Source organism: Candidatus Mesenet endosymbiont of Phosphuga atrata (genome assembly GCF_964020175.1).
In the GTDB taxonomy this organism is placed as follows: domain Bacteria; phylum Pseudomonadota; class Alphaproteobacteria; order Rickettsiales; family Anaplasmataceae; genus Mesenet.
The window spans coordinates 211,988-227,761 of sequence record NZ_OZ026541.1; the positions used below are offsets into that span (position 1 = coordinate 211,988).

Below are 15,774 nucleotides of genomic sequence, written 5' to 3' on the forward strand. Positions count from 1 at the left end.
CCAATAGTAACTCAACTAATAAAATATAAATGTTTTATTTCATAAAATAAAGCGATAAGCTAAATTTTTTAGATTTAGACCTATGTCTTTAAATTTTGAATTAATGCTAGCTTTCCGCTACTTACGACAAAATAGTAAAAACCCTTTCTCAATTATGACTTTATTTTCTATTATTGGTATTACAATAGGTGTTGCAACTTTAATAACCGTTATGTCGGTAATGAATGGATTTAAGGCTAAATTGTTTGAGACAATACTTGGAGTGAGCAGTCACATTGTTGTCTACTTTGATAAAAATGTAAATAGTGATTATAATCAAGTTGTAGAATCAATTAAAAACATAAAAGGGGTAAGTAGTGCTACTGCTATTACTGAAAATCAAGTCATAATAAAATCTAAAAACAATATTTCAGGTGCCTTAGTTTATGGTATAGCAAAAGAAGGTTTAGTGCGTAAAAATATTGTAGCCTCTCATATAAACAGAGGAAGTATCAAAGAGTTTGATGAGGGTATTATAATAGGCTCGCATTTGGCTAAAAACCTTAATGTAAATTATGGCGATTACATTACTCTTGTTTTATCTGAAGAGCTTGCAGATCTTTTAGATGAAATGCCTAAAATGAAAGAATATAGGGTAATAGCAACATTTTATACAGAAATGCCTGATTACGATAGCATGCTAATTTATATTCCACTTAAAGAAGCTCAACTTTTTTTCAATTATCAAGATAGTATAAAAAGTATTGAAATATTTATAAATGATTTAGATAAAGCACCACAACTTGCCAAAGCTATAGAAGAGCAAACTGGCATGCAAACAAAAGATTGGCAAACCATCCAAAGCTATTATTTTAATGCTTTAAAAACTGAAAGAAGTGTCATGTTTTTGATTTTAGCTCTTATTATTGTAGTTGCTGCTTTTAACATTGTTTCGAGTTTAATTACACTTGTGCAGGATAAAAAATCAGCTATTGCTATTATGAGAACAATTGGTGCAACTAAAGGCAGCATAATGAGAATATTTTGCTTTTGCGGTTTTATTACTGGATTTATAGGTACGTTTTTAGGCTGCATTATTGGCGTAGTATTTTCTCTTAATATTGAAAGAATAAGAATATTTCTAGAACACATAACTAACGTACAATTTTTTGACCCTATGGTTTATTTTTTCTCAACTTTGCCTGTAATCTTGTTACCAGAAGATGTGGTAAAAATATCACTATTATCCCTATCACTATCACTGATTGCTACGATTCCTTCTGCAATTAAGGCAGCCTCTACAAATCCAGCTGAAATACTGCGTTATGAATAAATTTCTTAATGTAACCTAAATTTTTATACTAAAACCGTTATAATTGACTATCTGCAATAAAGTATACTACTATTAGTCTGCTTATTTAGAGGGGGATATGTCATCTACTGATGAATTTTTAGCTGCAGTTAAAAGAGGAGATGTAGAAAAAGTTCGATCTCTTTTAACTCAAAAAATAGATGTTAATGCTCGAGATTATTCTTGTAAATACACAAATTATTATAGAAAAACAGCTTTGCATATTGCCGTTGAAAGTGGTAATAAAGAGATTGTAGAATTGCTTTTAAAGCATAAAGAAATTAATGTTAATGCTAAACTTAATGGAGATACAGCTTTATATGTTGCTGCTAGCTGTGGTCATGTAGGGATCGTAGAGTTGCTTTTGGACCATGAAAAAATAGATGTTAATACTTGTGATCTTTATGAAAGAACAGCCTTATATGTTGCTGCTGAAAAGGGTTATACAAAGATTGTAGGGTTGCTTTTAAAGTACGGAGCGAATATTAATGCTCAAGATCTTGATGAGAAAGCAATTTTACACGTTGCTGCGAGCTGTGGTCATGTAAAGGTTGTAGAATTGCTTTTAGATCACGAAGAAATAGATATTGATGCTAAATTTAATGGAAAAACGGCTTTACATATTGCTGCTGAAAAGAATCATATAGAGATGGTAAAACTGTTTTTAAAGCATGGGATCAATACTGAAAGTGGAAATGTAGCTTTACGCTATGCTGTCATAAACAATCATAAAGAAATTATGTGCTTGCTTTTAATTTATGATGTAACTTTAGATGAGAATAATGAAAGTAAAATCAATAATGAGCTCAAAGAGTGCTTAATAGTATTCAAAGAAATCAAAAAGATGCCTAATTTAGATAAGCTAATGGAGATAAATAAGAGCAAGGATATAGAAAAGGATACAAATTTCATTTTGGGATTTATAAATGATAAAACTAAAAAACAGGAATTAATCAAAGAATTTGAAGCTATTAAGAAGAGACATCCCTATGAGCGATTATTTTTCATACTTGAGTATTTGTTAGATTTTGTAAAACATATATTTTTAAAATTTCTTACAAATAAAAAAGTGGTAGCAGCTCAATTGCATGAATCAAAAAATGACATTAAAGTGACAACAAAAGATGGAATTATTTTAGAAAATTTACCTTATGAAGCAGCAGAAAGAATAGTTTCATATTTTGATGCTGATACAAATAAAGCTGTTTCATTAGTTCTTAGTAAGAAAGTAGATGCATTCCTGACAAAATTAAAGGAAGCAGTCTTTGAAGTACCAGAAAAATCACTCATTGAAGCCACAGTAGGATCTATAAAATTAAGTACAGAATGTTGTGTAACTTAGATTACTTATATATTAAAACCCATACGGTTTAACTTAGAGACAAACAATGTTAGGTCTATAACATCTTATTATTTAGGTATAAAATATTAGTAAAAACCTCTAAGTTTACGAGCACGACTTGGATGCCTAAGCTTACGTAATGCCTTTGCTTCTATTTGTCTTATACGTTCGCGTGTAACATTGAAAGTTTTGCCTACTTCTTCTAGAGTATGATCTCTTCCACTTTTTCCTAAGCCAAAACGCATACGCACAATCCTTTCTTCCTTTGGTGTTAAAGTAGCAAGAACCCTTGTAGTGATATCACGCAAATCAGCAAGTATTGCCGAATCTTCAGGTCTTGAGGCACGCTTATCTTCTATACAATCACCAAAAGTACTACTATCATCATCTCCTATTGGGCTTTCTAAACTAACTGGGTCCTTTACTATTTTCATAATTTTACGTACTTTTTCAACAGGAATCATAAGTTTGTTGCTTAGCTCTTCCACAGTAGGCTCGCAACCATTTTCATGAGTCATCTGCCTTAATGCCCTATTAATTTTGCTTATACTCTCAACCATATGAACAGGAACTCTGATGATTTTAGCCTGTTCAGGTATTGCTCTAGTGATAGACTGCCTAACCCACCAAGTAGCATATGTAGAGAATTTATAACCACGCTTATAGTCAAATTTATCCACAGCCTTTATCAAACCCATGTTTCCTTCTTGTACTAAATCGGAAAATGGTAATCCACGATTTAAATATTTTTTAGCAATAGAAACCACCAAACGCAAGTTAGCTTTTATCATTTTTTGCTTTGTTTCATTGAGGATTTTTTCGTGCTTTTGTATTCTAGATACTAATTCTTTAAATTCGTGTAAATTATTTTCCCCTAAAAGAGATTGTATTCTACATAACATTTCTTCTATATAAGAAGTTTTATCACGTAAAAGATCTTTCCATTCTCTGCTAGTATTCATTTGATATAATAACTTGTTATTACTATATGCTTCTATAAACTCCTTACGGTTTATTTTGTAATCTTCAGCTAGAGAAATAATCTTTGCTTCTTCTGCAATAATGGACTTATTTAAATCATAAACTTGTTTTTTTATTATCGAAACAGCATTATCACTTAATTTTATCTGCAGTACAATTGCATATATTTTATTATAAATTTCCTCATATTTATCATGATAATCACTACTGGAGAGATTTTTTTTTTTATTTTTTAACTGTAGTATTTGTTCTCCTAAACCAATGATTTCATCTAAAGCATTTATTACTTTAGGTAATAAGTTACTTTCCATTTGCAATATTGACACACTGCTACTCGAAGATACCTTCTCTTCATCTTCATGATCATCTTTTAAACCACTTTCATGATTATTTACTGTTCTATCTTTGTCATGACCTTTATTATATGCACTATCATCGTCAATCGAAGAATTGTCTATGTCTTCACTCTCAGAATTATAATTAGCATCTAAATCTATAATTTCTCTAAGTAATATATTGTTATTTATTAAATCGTCACGCCATGAGGTTAGTATTTTTAGTGTCAAAGAAGATTCAGTTAGTGCTCCTAAAATATTTATCTTCTCACGTTCAATTTTTTCTGCTGTTTGTATCTCTTCTTCTCTAGATAAAAGCTTCACAGAGCTCATTTTATGCAAGTATATACGTACAGGATCAGCTATTTGTCCAATCGATGGAGTATCAGCTGATTCCTCTTCAGTCTCACACTCTTTGTCAGTGCAAGCAAGTTCATTTCCTTCATTTATTTCAAGTACATTAATACCAGAATCTTGTAATAGAGATACGGCTTCATCTACAAAATCTGATGAGAAGTCATCATCGAATATAATATCATTTATGTCATCAATGGTAACATATCCACCTTTTTTTATTCCTTTTGTAACAAGACTTTTTATAATCCTTTGCTCATTCTCTTGCATATTACTGTTTGATTCCATACTTTTTAGAGCAGAAACTTATATTTATAATAGATTTTTTAAGTTACGTCAATTAGGTAAATAAAGTATTTACTTAGCTGTTTTATTTTATTCAAGCAACATTATACTTTCACTTAACTCGCTTATTATTTCTGCAAACAATCTAATAGATTATTAGAGCGGGAAAAGGGGATCGAACCCTCGACCTCAACCTTGGCAAGGTTGCGCTCTACCACTAAGCTACTCCCGCTTTCAAAGTTCTAATAATATAAAACTATTTCATATAATAGACAATAAAAAACATCTAAAATGATTTTAATTCTATTTTAAAATTTTTATTTTCAATCTTTACTTTTGGTATTTCTAAATTTTTCCTCTTCATTCTCTGTTATTTAGGTTGATCTTTATAAATAAAATTACTATCTAAATATTGAACATCATCATTATTTTCTAATACTTCCACTAAATCTATCATTCTTTTAACTAAGCCTTCATCATCTACAGTAATTAAATCTTTTGCTTTCCATGCAAGGCGTGCAAACTCTGGTTCCGCAAATTTTTTATATAATGCATCACGCACTCTGCCAAAATCTTTCACTTTACAAATTACATTGTGAAAATCTTGCTGATCTTCAACATCTAGCACTCCCAATTCCAAAGAATAATTGAAGATGTTATCAAAACAACTTATGTTATCTGCTTTATATGTTATTAGTCCTACGTGATCAAAGAGAAAATTCACACTACCAGTCTCACCTAAAACTCCATCATGACGGGAAAATATATAGCGTAATTCAGATGCCGTACGATTACGGTTGTTAGTTAATGCATGAACAATAAATGCAAGACCTGACGATCCATAGCCTTCATATTGTACTTCTTCGTAATTATTATCAATTGAAGGATTACTGACACTTTTAATTGCAGTTTCTATCTTATCTTTTGGCAGATTTTCTTTGCGTGCAGCAAATATAGCTGAGCGAAGACGGGGATTAAATTCAGGATCAGGTAACCCTTGTTTTGCTGCTACAATTATTTCCCTAATTAATTTTGTGAATCTTTGTGAGCGCTTTGCATCTTGCACACCTTTTCTATGTTTTATATTTGCAAACTGAGAATGACCAGCCATAAAACTTCAGATTATCGTATAAATAGTAATGCTAAAATACTAATTTTTCTATTACTCTTCCAGCAGATTTTTCTATGATATTTGCTATATTTAAAATACCAGCTTCATCATAGTAATTGCCGATTATTTGCAGCCCTAAAGGTAGCCCTTCACTTGAAAGTCCTGCAGGTACAGACATTGCTGGTAGGCCAGCTAGACTTGCAGGAACTGTAAAAACATCGTTAATACACATCATCAAAGGATTTGGCTTATCGTTTAACCCAAATGCACCTGTAGGAGATGACGGGGCTAGAATATAGTCTACTTTTTCAAAGGCATTAATAAAATCCTGTTTTATTAAGGTTCGTGCACATTCAGCTTTGTTATAATACATATCATAATGACCAGATGAAAGAGCATATGCTCCCATTAAAATTCTTCTTTTTACTTCTGGACCAAAACCTTCAGCTCTAGTTGATTCATACATCTCTTCAAGCGTTTCTGCCTGGGCACGTAGCCCATAACGAACACCATCATAGCGTGCAAGATTTGATGAGCTCTCAGCAGAAGAAATAGTGTAATAAACAGGTAATGCATACTTAGTATGAGGTAAGCTAATTTCAACTATTTCTGCACCACTGCTTCTCAACCAATCCTCACCTTTTTCCCATAAAGCAACTACCTCGTCTTGCACTCCATCCATATTATATTCTTTAGGAATACCAATACGCCTTCCTTTTATACTGTTATTAATATAAGAGGAAAAGGCAGGAACCTCCTTATTCACAGAAGTTGAATCTCTTTCATCATAACCAGATATTGCTTCTAACATTAACGCTGCATCTTCAGTAGAGCGAGCAAACACACCAGCTTGATCTAGTGAGCTAGCAAACGCAATCATACCAAATCGAGAGCAACGACCATAAGTTGGTTTCATTCCTACTATGCCACAATAAGCTGCAGGTTGACGCACAGAACCACCAGTATCACTACCTAAACTTCCAACACACAAAAAACCAGCAACTGCTGCTGCAGATCCCCCTGATGACCCACCTGGAACTACTTTTTCTCCATCACTACTTCGTCTCCAAACGTTTTCCACAGGGCCGAAGTAACTATTAGTATTTGCAGATCCCATAGCAAACTCATCCATATTAAGTTTACCAAGCATGACCGCTCCTTTTTCTAAGAGTAAGTGAGAAACATGAGATTCATAAGTCGGAATAAAATTTTCCAGCATTTTAGAACATGCTGTAGTCCTAATTCCCTTGGTACAAAAGAGATCTTTTATTCCAACGGGTATACCCATCACTGGTGAGGTAACGTCCTGCTTCGCAATAGTTTCATCAGCTCTTTTTGCAGCCGCAAGTGCTATCTCAGGCGTTTTAATTACAAATGCATTAAGTTTTTCATTCTCAACTGCGTCTATATGTGCTTTTGCAAGCTCAACTGCAGAGAATTCCCTTCTCTTTAACCCTTCGTGCATCTGCGCAATAGTTAACCTTAATAACTCATTCATTTTCGTATCTTGATTTTTCAGAAGTAAAAATGTTAGCACAAATCTGACGTGCAAACAACTAACTTCTCTTAAAGGTAAGCTGCTTTAATTTTTATACCCACCTTTATAATAGCATCGATTACAACCAGCTATAGTACTTTCAAAAATAAGTGATAAAGGTATAATGAACAATTTTAGAAGAGGGAAAATGGCATACAGTGTAGATTTAAGAGATTATCTTTAGTTGAAAAAGAAAGGCTGAAGTTGTGGAGCTTTTAGAAATAGGAATTGTACAGATGGCTAAAAAAGAAAGCTGTTGGTTAAAACCAGCAAAAAATGGTAATTTTATCCGAAAAATAGACCCCTAGAAGAATATGTAAAAAAGCATCCAGCTGGCAGAGATGAAATTGGTTCGGAATAAGCGCAATTTGGTACAACAGCTAAAAATCACATTAAAAAAAATTTATCAAGAGATGAAAGATTATATAGAGAATATGGACAAGAGGAGAGAAAATACATGCACTGGCAAAAGACGAGAACATAATAGGATGGAAGAAGATTTCAATGACTTTTACTGGAGGTTGTGATAAAGAAGTATTTAATACATGGTTAGAACACTACCGGAGCTGCCTGTTAATACAACTGTAGTTATCGATAATGCAATAAAACCGCTAAAACAAGAGAATTAATTGAAAAGGCAATTTACTCTATCTTCCTCCATATTCTCCTGATTTGAACCTCATTGAACATTGCTCGCATACCATCAAAAGTTACCTCAAATGCATCAACACTTCTTGTTGTTGTTGGTAACGCTATTATTTAGGTTTATCATTCAGTTTAGGAAAGATTATAGTTAGGTGAGTGGGTTAACACCCTCGCCTTCAGCTTTAGTATTAGATCTATTTTAGTTTATTATCCCAAATTTGGGATTGCTTTCAAGTATATAATAGCTGATGGTAAGTTTTAGGAGATATTAGAGGAAAAGCAGCCATTCGGTATATATATCATATGGTATGAAATATCAGTGTTGGTAGAGAATCAAAGATGTAGTACAAGAGGTATGTAGAAGTAGAAATTATCAGGAAATCATGTCCATATATATGTTTCTATATTTAGCAAATTAGTGCAAAGAGAAGAAGTTCAACAACAAAATTTTCCGGAATTGAAGAATGGATTTATGGGCAGTTGGCTATTTTGTAAGGGAAATGTAACTGATCAGATGATAAAATCACTCTAAACGAGAATTGGTAAATTAGCATTCTATGCTTTTTCTCATTCTTTGGATTTCTAATCCATAGTGGTTGAATATTTTGATGTTATATAGAAAAAATCCAACTTTTGCATCAGTCTATACGCAAAATATCTCTCTAATTTTCTCTTATTTGGCTAGCTGCATTACCTACTCTATCAGCGTTTCTTTGTTAAATTTTCGGAGCTTACTGTACTTTTTTGCAGATTGTAGTCCTCTTTGCTTCAGCCTGTAACTATTTCCTTATCCATCATTTTTAACTTTAAAGGGGTTTTTTCTTCTTACTTTCTATTATCCCTTATTTTTCATAAAGCTTAGTATTAAATTATGGAGCTTTTATTTTAGATAAAAAGTTAAAAAATCAATATAATATTGGAGTATATTTTTATATACCTTAATAAACTTGGGATTCTATCTAATCATTAAGCTTTAACGCTTGTATGAATACATTTTGTGGAATATTGACATTACCAACAGCATGTAGCCTCTTTTTACCTTTCTTTTGTTTTTCAAGTAATTTCATTTTTCTATCTTTCCCACTGATCTTACCACCTGTAACATCTTTTCTATACGGATTTATGGTCTCACGAGCAATGATCTTGCTGCCAATTGCTGCTTGAATTGCAATTTTGTATTGTTGTCTTGGTATTAAATCTTTAAGACGAGAGCATATTTCTCTTCCTCTTTGCTCTACTCTACTTTTATGAATTATGCAGGCTAGAGCATCAACTGATTCACCATTGACTAAAAAGCTCAATTTTTCTATTTGACTTTCGCGATATTCGCTAAACTTCCAATCGAGGCTTGCATAACCTTTTGAAATTGATTTTAGCCTATCATAAAAATCAAAAATAATCTCAGATAAAGGTAACTTATATTTTACCAATGCTGTGCTACCCATATAAGATAGATCATCTTGCTCTCCTCTTCTTTCGTTACATAACGTCAAAATTGATCCTAAGTATTCATCTGGTACCATAATAGAAGCAATAATCCATGGCTCTTCAGTTGATAACACTTTATCTGGCTCTGGCATGTCATTTGGGTTGTGTATATCCAGATTTTGTCCATTTTTCATTTTTACCTTATAGATAACGCTTGGTGCTGTTGCTGTAAGGTCTAAATCAAATTCTCTTTCTAGTCTTTCCTGTATGACTTCTAAATGCAGCATCCCTAAAAAGCCGCAGCGAAATCCGTAACCTAAAGCATTGGATGATTCTGTTTCAAAAGTAAAACTAGCGTCATTTAAATGTAACTTACTTAGTGCATCACGCAGATATTCAAAATCATCTGCTGAATTTGGAAATATACTACAAAAAACCACAGGGCTAGTTTGCCTAAAACCTGGTAGAGCCTCTGCACAGGATCTTTTTTCTTCAGTAATGGTGTCTCCCACCTTGCAATCTGCAACTTCTTTAATTGAAGCAGTAATAAAACCAATTTCCCCAGCTGATAACTTCTCTACCATTACTTTTTTAGGTGTAAAAATACCAATATTGTCCACCTGATATGTGGCATTATTTGACATCATAACTATTTTCATTCCTTTAGTAAGTGTGCCATTTTTAACTCTAACGAGAATTATCACTCCTAAATAAGCATCATACCAACTATCAACTAAAATCGCCTGTAGAGGAGCTAATTCATCACCTTTTGGTAATGGTAGTTTTTTTACTATTGTGTTCAGTACATCTTTTATACCAAGGCCAGTTTTGGCTGAGATTAAAATTGCTTCACTTGCATCTATACCAATTATTTCTTCAATTTGTGATTTTACCCTTTCAGGATCAGCAGCAGGTAGATCAATTTTATTAAGCACAACTATAATTTCATGGTTGCTATCAAGAGCTCTATATACATTTGCCAAAGTTTGTGCTTCAACTCCTTGGCTGGCATCAATAACGAGCAGAGAACCTTCACATGCTGCTAAGCTTCTGCTCACTTCATAGGAAAAATCAACATGTCCTGGCGTATCCATAAGGTTAAGATGATATGTATTACCATCATCTGCTACATATTTAAGCCTAACCGTCTGCGCTTTAATTGTAATCCCGCGTTCGCGTTCTATATCCATAGAATCAAGCACTTGATCTACCATCTTTCTTGCCTCTAAACCATTGCAATGTTCTATTAAGCGATCAGCCAAAGTAGATTTGCCATGATCTATGTGAGCAATAATGGCAAAATTCCTAATGTTGTTCATCTTACGTTATTTCTAATATTTTAAAGTCTTACACCATTATATTGCATAAGTCATCTAAGTTGTTTTATTCCTCTTTTTTATTAGAGATAAGATTATAATTTATACTATTTTAGTTATTAATTTTAATTAATGAATTATTTTTTTAATAAGATTCTTGACAAAGAATTATTAATATATTAATACTTAAATTGTAATAAATAACTCAAACCCCCAATATGTTAGATCATAAATACATTGGAAAAATCATATCTAATGAGATAACACCAGAACAATTAAAAGCAGATATAGATAATGACCAATATGAAATTAAAAATTTGAATTATGAAGAGATTAGTGAAGTAGATATAGCATTTAATTTCATGAATTTAGGTCATAGTCTAAACACTGCTATTATTGGTAATGATTTAGAGATTATAAAACTCATCCTTGAAAAAGGAGGCAAATCTTTAAATCAAAAAGATGTAAGAGAAAAACATTATCTCAAACTTGATAGCTATACCATTGGTTTTACTCATACTCTCCATGCTGCCATAGCACGTCTTATACCAAGCCAACATTATTGTAACACTGATCAAGAAAGAAAAATATATATTGAAGAAAACAAAGACAATACCTGTAAAATTATTGAATTATTGATTAAAAACGGAGCTGAAGTTGTAAATGAGCCTGAGTATAGCACTCTGCACTATGCAGTTGAAACAGGGTACCTTAAGCTTATTCAGTTAGTTATTGATTGTGGAGCTGAATATGTAGAAGGTAAAAGAAGGTCAATCCACTCTCCCAAGGAAAAAAGCATCGAAGAGTTAGCCGAAGAAATTGGGAATGAGAATATAATTAAGCTAGTTTCTCAGCAAAAGGAAAAAGTAAAAACAAAGTGTTCAGAACTTATTCAGTCGGTTATTAAAAATGGCACTACATATCCGTTAGACAAGGGGAAGTATGCTAAAAAGAGAAATGAAATTTTAAGTGAATGTGCGATTGAATCAATCTCTGATCAGATGAGTAGCTGTCTTAAAATATATTAGTAAAGTAGAAAATTGTACCTTCAACTTGATTTTTATTGTAATTTGTGTTAACTAAATAGTTAATTATTTTAGTAAAAAGTAGTAATGGGGGAACAATGGGGGGAGAAGAGTTAGAAAAATATCTTAGAGAGAAGGGGTATGAGTATCTAAATGTAGGTCGCAGTAAAGAGGATTTAGGTCAGTATTTATCTCGGCACTACACTGAGTATCAAAATAATGGTAGTAATCAGGGTCAACAGCAAGTTCCATCAGGTAGTAACAACCAAAATCAGTCGCAAGCTTCAGGCAATACCAATCGCAGTACGCCTATAGTACAACCAATTATTATTGAGCATAAATCAGGATTTGATTTTTGGGATATTATGCTTTTGTCTTGCCTTTGGGGGCGTGGTGGTAGTACAACTAATATATATAATTACAACGGTTCTAATTCTAATCGCAAAAGTAATGAATCTGACAACAGTGTGCTTGGTCCATGCATTGCTGCCTTTTGTTTGATTTTTGCAACAGTTGCATCTTACTTTTTACTATCATATGCTGCGTATAAAATAAAAAATGCTAAGCTGGAAAATAATAAGCATTCTATTCCAGCTGCTATTGGTCTTGGAGTATTTTCATTTAGTGTTTCTGCAACTTTAGTTCTTTTACTAACAGGCATGATTGTGCCAAATTTAGAGCGTGCTATGGGGGTAAGTAGTGGAGCTTTCACAGGGTTCCAGGTGATAACTGGGTTAAATGCTGTAATATTTGGACTGGGCGCAGTTCTGTTTTTCTATTTGGCTATAGATAAAGCAAGCAAAAAAGCACTAGTTGATTGGATAATGAGCAATAGGTGTTCACCAAGTTATGGCGCATCGGGTAGTCAATATGGAGAGCAGCAATTTCCTCAGTATGAACAATATCAAATGAGGCCTAATCAACAAGATCCATCAGCTCCACCACAACCACCTTCTTATGAAGAATCAATGCATAATAAACCAGGGACTAGTGGATACAGTTCATATCAAAATCAGTACCAGCCAAGTCCACAGCCGCATATTAGTAATCCTAATTTTGTGCAACATAGCTCTGATAAAGCTCCTTTATTATAATGTTGCTGTAGCGTTTTACTTGCCCATCGTTACCGGAAGGTATATGGTAGTTGCATAAAATTCAGAAAATGAGGTATTATGACATTCAGTTTGCCAGATCTTCCATACGATGAAAATGCTTTAGAGCCTTATATATCGGCTAAAACTATGAATTTTCATTATGGAAAACATCATAAAGGCTATGTAGATAAGCTTAATTTGTTGCTAGGAGAAAGAAAAACAGAGTATGAAGGACGGTTTACGGGCAATGAAGAAGATTTAAAAATCTTAATAAAGGAAACGCATAATAATAATTCTAAAGTTTCTATATTTAATAATGCAGCTCAAATTTGGAATCATACTTTTTATTGGCAGTCAATGAAAAAAGATGGTGGCTCCACTCCACAAGATGGAAGTGCAATTGCAAAGAAGATAAGAGATGATTTAGGAGGAGTGGATAAATTCACCGAAACTTTCTCTGAATATGGAGCTAATCAATTTGGTAGCGGTTGGGTGTGGTTGGTTTTAGAAAATAATAAATTAAAAATCGTCAAAACTTCAAATGCAGAACAACCGTTACCTGAGCAGATTCCACTTTTAGTTATGGATGTTTGGGAGCATGCGTATTACTTAGATTGCCAAAATCGTCGTATTGATTATATATCGATTTTCCTAAAACATTTAGTTAATTGGGATTTTGCTGATAAAAATTTAAGTATTTAATTAATATTTTTTTAATAATTTTGGAAAAAGGCCTTGAAATAAGGATAGCCAATCTATATATAAGCTTTATACTTCAAGTGAAGTAATGTTATTAAAAATTTGTTAAGGGAGAAATTAGAATGTTGAAAATGTTAGATGATAATGTATTAATTCAACCTCTTGATGAAGAAGAAAAATCTAGTGGTATTATGTTACCAGATTCAGCGAAAAAGAAACCAACAAAGGGTGAAATTAAAGCTGTCGGTCCTGGGGGGCGTAATGCGCAAGGTGAGCGCATGGCTTTAACTGTAAAAGTTGGTGATAAGGTTTTTTATCGTCAATGGGCTGGAACGGAAGTTGAATGTCGGAATGATAAATTAGTTGTTATGAAAGAGTCTGATATACTCGCTATCGTAGAAGGGAAGTAGTTTTCTTTCCGGTATCTAAAAGATATTTATTTTGTTAATTTTTTTATATTAAGGAGTGATAAAGATGGCTAATATTGTAGTATCGGGAGAACGTTTACAAAAGGCTATACGTGAAGTTGCATTAATTGTTGATACAACAGTTGGTATTACTGGTGGACCAAAAGGACGTACGGTTGCGGTTGACAAACCATATGGTGCACCGAAAATCACCAAAGATGGCTATAAAGTAATGAAGAACATCAAGCCTGAAGACAAAACACAAGCTGCTGTAATGTCTATATTTAACCAAAGTTGTTCTCAATGTAATGATAAAGTAGGTGATGGTACAACAACATGTTCTATACTCACTGCATTTGCAGTGAAAGAAGCTGCAAAATGTATAGTAGCTGGAGCTAATCCTATTGGTTTAAAGGAAGGAATGCTTAAGGCAAAAGATGCGGTACTTAAAGCACTAAAAACTATGTCACGTAATATTTCTTCTTCAGAAAAAGAAATTGCTCAAGTGGCAACAATTTCTGCAAATGGAGACAAAAATATAGGTGATAAAATTGCTGATTGCGTAAAAAGAGTTGGCAAAGAAGGTGTTATTACTGTTGAAGAGAGTAAAGGGTCTGAAGCTTTGGAAGTTGAAGAAACTAAGGGTATGCAGTTTGATCGTGGGTACCTTTCTCCTTATTTTATTACAAATAACGAAAAGATGATAATTGAATTTGACAATCCTTATGTTTTAGTAGCAGATAAGAAAATAAGCACTATACAGTCACTACTGCCTATTCTTGAAGCAGTGATGAGGTCTGGAAGGCCACTATTTATTATTGCAGAAGATGTTGAAGGAGAAGCACTGACAACGCTCGTACTCAACAGACTACGTGGTAGCCTTAAAGTTGCTGCTGTTAAAGCTCCTGGATTTGGTGATAGAAGGAAAGAAATGCTTGAAGATATAAGAATTCTATCCGGTGCAAAACATGTCATTAGTGACGAGTTAGCAATAAAGATGGAAGATCTAAAATGTGATGATCTAGGAAGCGTTAAAAATATTAAGGTTACTAAAGATAATACTATAATTGTTAGTGAAAAAGATAAAGATGATAAGGATGTAAAAGCACGTACTGAGCAAATTAAAACACAGATTGAAGCATCCACTTCTGATTATGATAAGGAAAAATTGAGAGAGCGTTTAGCAAAACTTACAGGTGGTGTTGCCGTGCTTAAGGTTGGTGGTGCAACTGAAGTAGAAGTAAAAGAACGTAGAGATAGAGTAGAAGATGCACTACATGCAACTAGGGCTGCAATAGAAGAAGGAATAGTTGCAGGTGGTGGTGTTGCTTTATTTTATGCTGCTTGTGCACTTGAAGCTGTCAAAGGCAAAGATCATGATGAACAAACAGGTATTGATGTTATAAAGAGGGCTTTAGCTGCTCCAATTGGACGCATAATTAAAAATTCTGGTGAGGAAGGTTCTATAATTTTAGATCACTTATCAAAGCAGAGCGATCATGATCTTATTTATAATGTTGAGACTATGAATTATGCAAACGCTTTCACATCTGGAGTGATTGATCCTGCTAAAGTAGTTAGAGTTGCGTTTGAAACCGCAATATCTGTTGCTAGTATACTTATCACTACGGACGCACTTCTTGTTGATGTACCAAGCAAAGATGAAAATAATAACATGGGTGCTGGCGCAGGTGGCATGGGTATGGATGGAGGATTCTAATTCATATATCTTAAAAAGAACAAGTACAGCTGTACTTGTTCTTCTTTTTATTTCTACTGATTTTAATTTCAGTAGCTTTTAATGAAGTTCACTTATCAAAGAAAAGTTATAGAATAAGGTTCTTTTATAGCATTATTTATATAAATATAACTTTAAGCTAGAATT

At 33.2% G+C, this 15,774-nt stretch carries 12 protein-coding genes and 1 tRNA gene; 8 read left to right on the forward strand and 5 right to left on the reverse strand.

Annotation, left to right across the window (positions count from 1 at the left end; translation table 11 throughout):
- The first annotated feature begins 82 nt into the window (after nucleotides 1-82).
- A complete protein-coding gene (locus AACL09_RS00985) occupies nucleotides 83-1,312 on the forward strand; it encodes a lipoprotein-releasing ABC transporter permease subunit (RefSeq protein WP_339048180.1) in 1,230 nt (409 codons plus the stop codon).
- A gap of 97 nt (nucleotides 1,313-1,409) precedes the next feature.
- Nucleotides 1,410-2,672, forward strand: a complete 1,263-nt coding sequence (locus AACL09_RS00990) for an ankyrin repeat domain-containing protein (protein ID WP_339048182.1) — start codon at nucleotides 1,410-1,412, stop codon at nucleotides 2,670-2,672.
- A gap of 86 nt (nucleotides 2,673-2,758) precedes the next feature.
- Here AACL09_RS00990 and rpoD read toward each other — a convergent pair whose 3' ends face one another.
- From rpoD to gatA, 4 genes are all read right to left on the reverse strand, one after another.
- A complete protein-coding gene (gene rpoD / locus AACL09_RS00995) occupies nucleotides 2,759-4,630 on the reverse strand; it encodes an RNA polymerase sigma factor RpoD (RefSeq protein ID WP_339048183.1) in 1,872 nt (623 codons plus the stop codon).
- Nucleotides 4,631-4,787: 157 nt separating this feature from the next.
- Nucleotides 4,788-4,859, reverse strand: a tRNA-Gly gene (locus AACL09_RS01000).
- Nucleotides 4,860-4,997: 138 nt separating this feature from the next.
- Nucleotides 4,998-5,738: a YebC/PmpR family DNA-binding transcriptional regulator gene (locus tag AACL09_RS01005; protein WP_339048185.1), complete on the reverse strand. Its 741-nt coding sequence runs from the start codon at nucleotides 5,736-5,738 to the stop codon at nucleotides 4,998-5,000.
- Between the two features lie 31 nt (nucleotides 5,739-5,769).
- Entirely contained in the window at nucleotides 5,770-7,236 is a 1,467-nt protein-coding gene (gene gatA / locus AACL09_RS01010) for an Asp-tRNA(Asn)/Glu-tRNA(Gln) amidotransferase subunit GatA (protein WP_339048188.1), read from the reverse strand.
- A gap of 711 nt (nucleotides 7,237-7,947) precedes the next feature.
- Between gatA and AACL09_RS06330 the strand changes: the two genes are divergently transcribed.
- Complete coding sequence (locus AACL09_RS06330; protein WP_410519819.1) at nucleotides 7,948-8,025, forward strand: hypothetical protein; 78 nt, start codon at nucleotides 7,948-7,950, stop codon at nucleotides 8,023-8,025.
- 854 nt (nucleotides 8,026-8,879) lie between these two features.
- Here the strand turns inward: AACL09_RS06330 and lepA are convergent.
- Nucleotides 8,880-10,667, reverse strand: a complete 1,788-nt coding sequence (lepA, locus tag AACL09_RS01015; protein ID WP_339048190.1) for a translation elongation factor 4 — start codon at nucleotides 10,665-10,667, stop codon at nucleotides 8,880-8,882.
- Between the two features lie 215 nt (nucleotides 10,668-10,882).
- Here lepA and AACL09_RS01020 point away from each other — a divergent pair, with 215 nt between their 5' ends.
- The 5 genes from AACL09_RS01020 (at nucleotide 10,883) to groL (ending at nucleotide 15,609) form a co-directional block, all read left to right on the forward strand.
- Entirely contained in the window at nucleotides 10,883-11,692 is an 810-nt protein-coding gene (locus AACL09_RS01020; protein WP_339048192.1) for a hypothetical protein, read from the forward strand.
- 95 nt (nucleotides 11,693-11,787) lie between these two features.
- On the forward strand, nucleotides 11,788-12,783 hold the full coding sequence (locus tag AACL09_RS01025) for a hypothetical protein (protein ID WP_339048194.1): 996 nt from the start codon (nucleotides 11,788-11,790) through the stop codon (nucleotides 12,781-12,783).
- A 78-nt stretch (nucleotides 12,784-12,861) separates the two neighbouring features.
- Nucleotides 12,862-13,485: a superoxide dismutase gene (locus AACL09_RS01030; protein WP_339048196.1), complete on the forward strand. Its 624-nt coding sequence runs from the start codon at nucleotides 12,862-12,864 to the stop codon at nucleotides 13,483-13,485.
- A gap of 119 nt (nucleotides 13,486-13,604) precedes the next feature.
- On the forward strand, nucleotides 13,605-13,892 hold the full coding sequence (locus AACL09_RS01035; protein ID WP_339048198.1) for a co-chaperone GroES: 288 nt from the start codon (nucleotides 13,605-13,607) through the stop codon (nucleotides 13,890-13,892).
- A gap of 64 nt (nucleotides 13,893-13,956) precedes the next feature.
- A complete protein-coding gene (gene groL, locus AACL09_RS01040) occupies nucleotides 13,957-15,609 on the forward strand; it encodes a chaperonin GroEL (RefSeq protein WP_339048200.1) in 1,653 nt (550 codons plus the stop codon).
- Nucleotides 15,610-15,774: the final 165 nt, after the last annotated feature.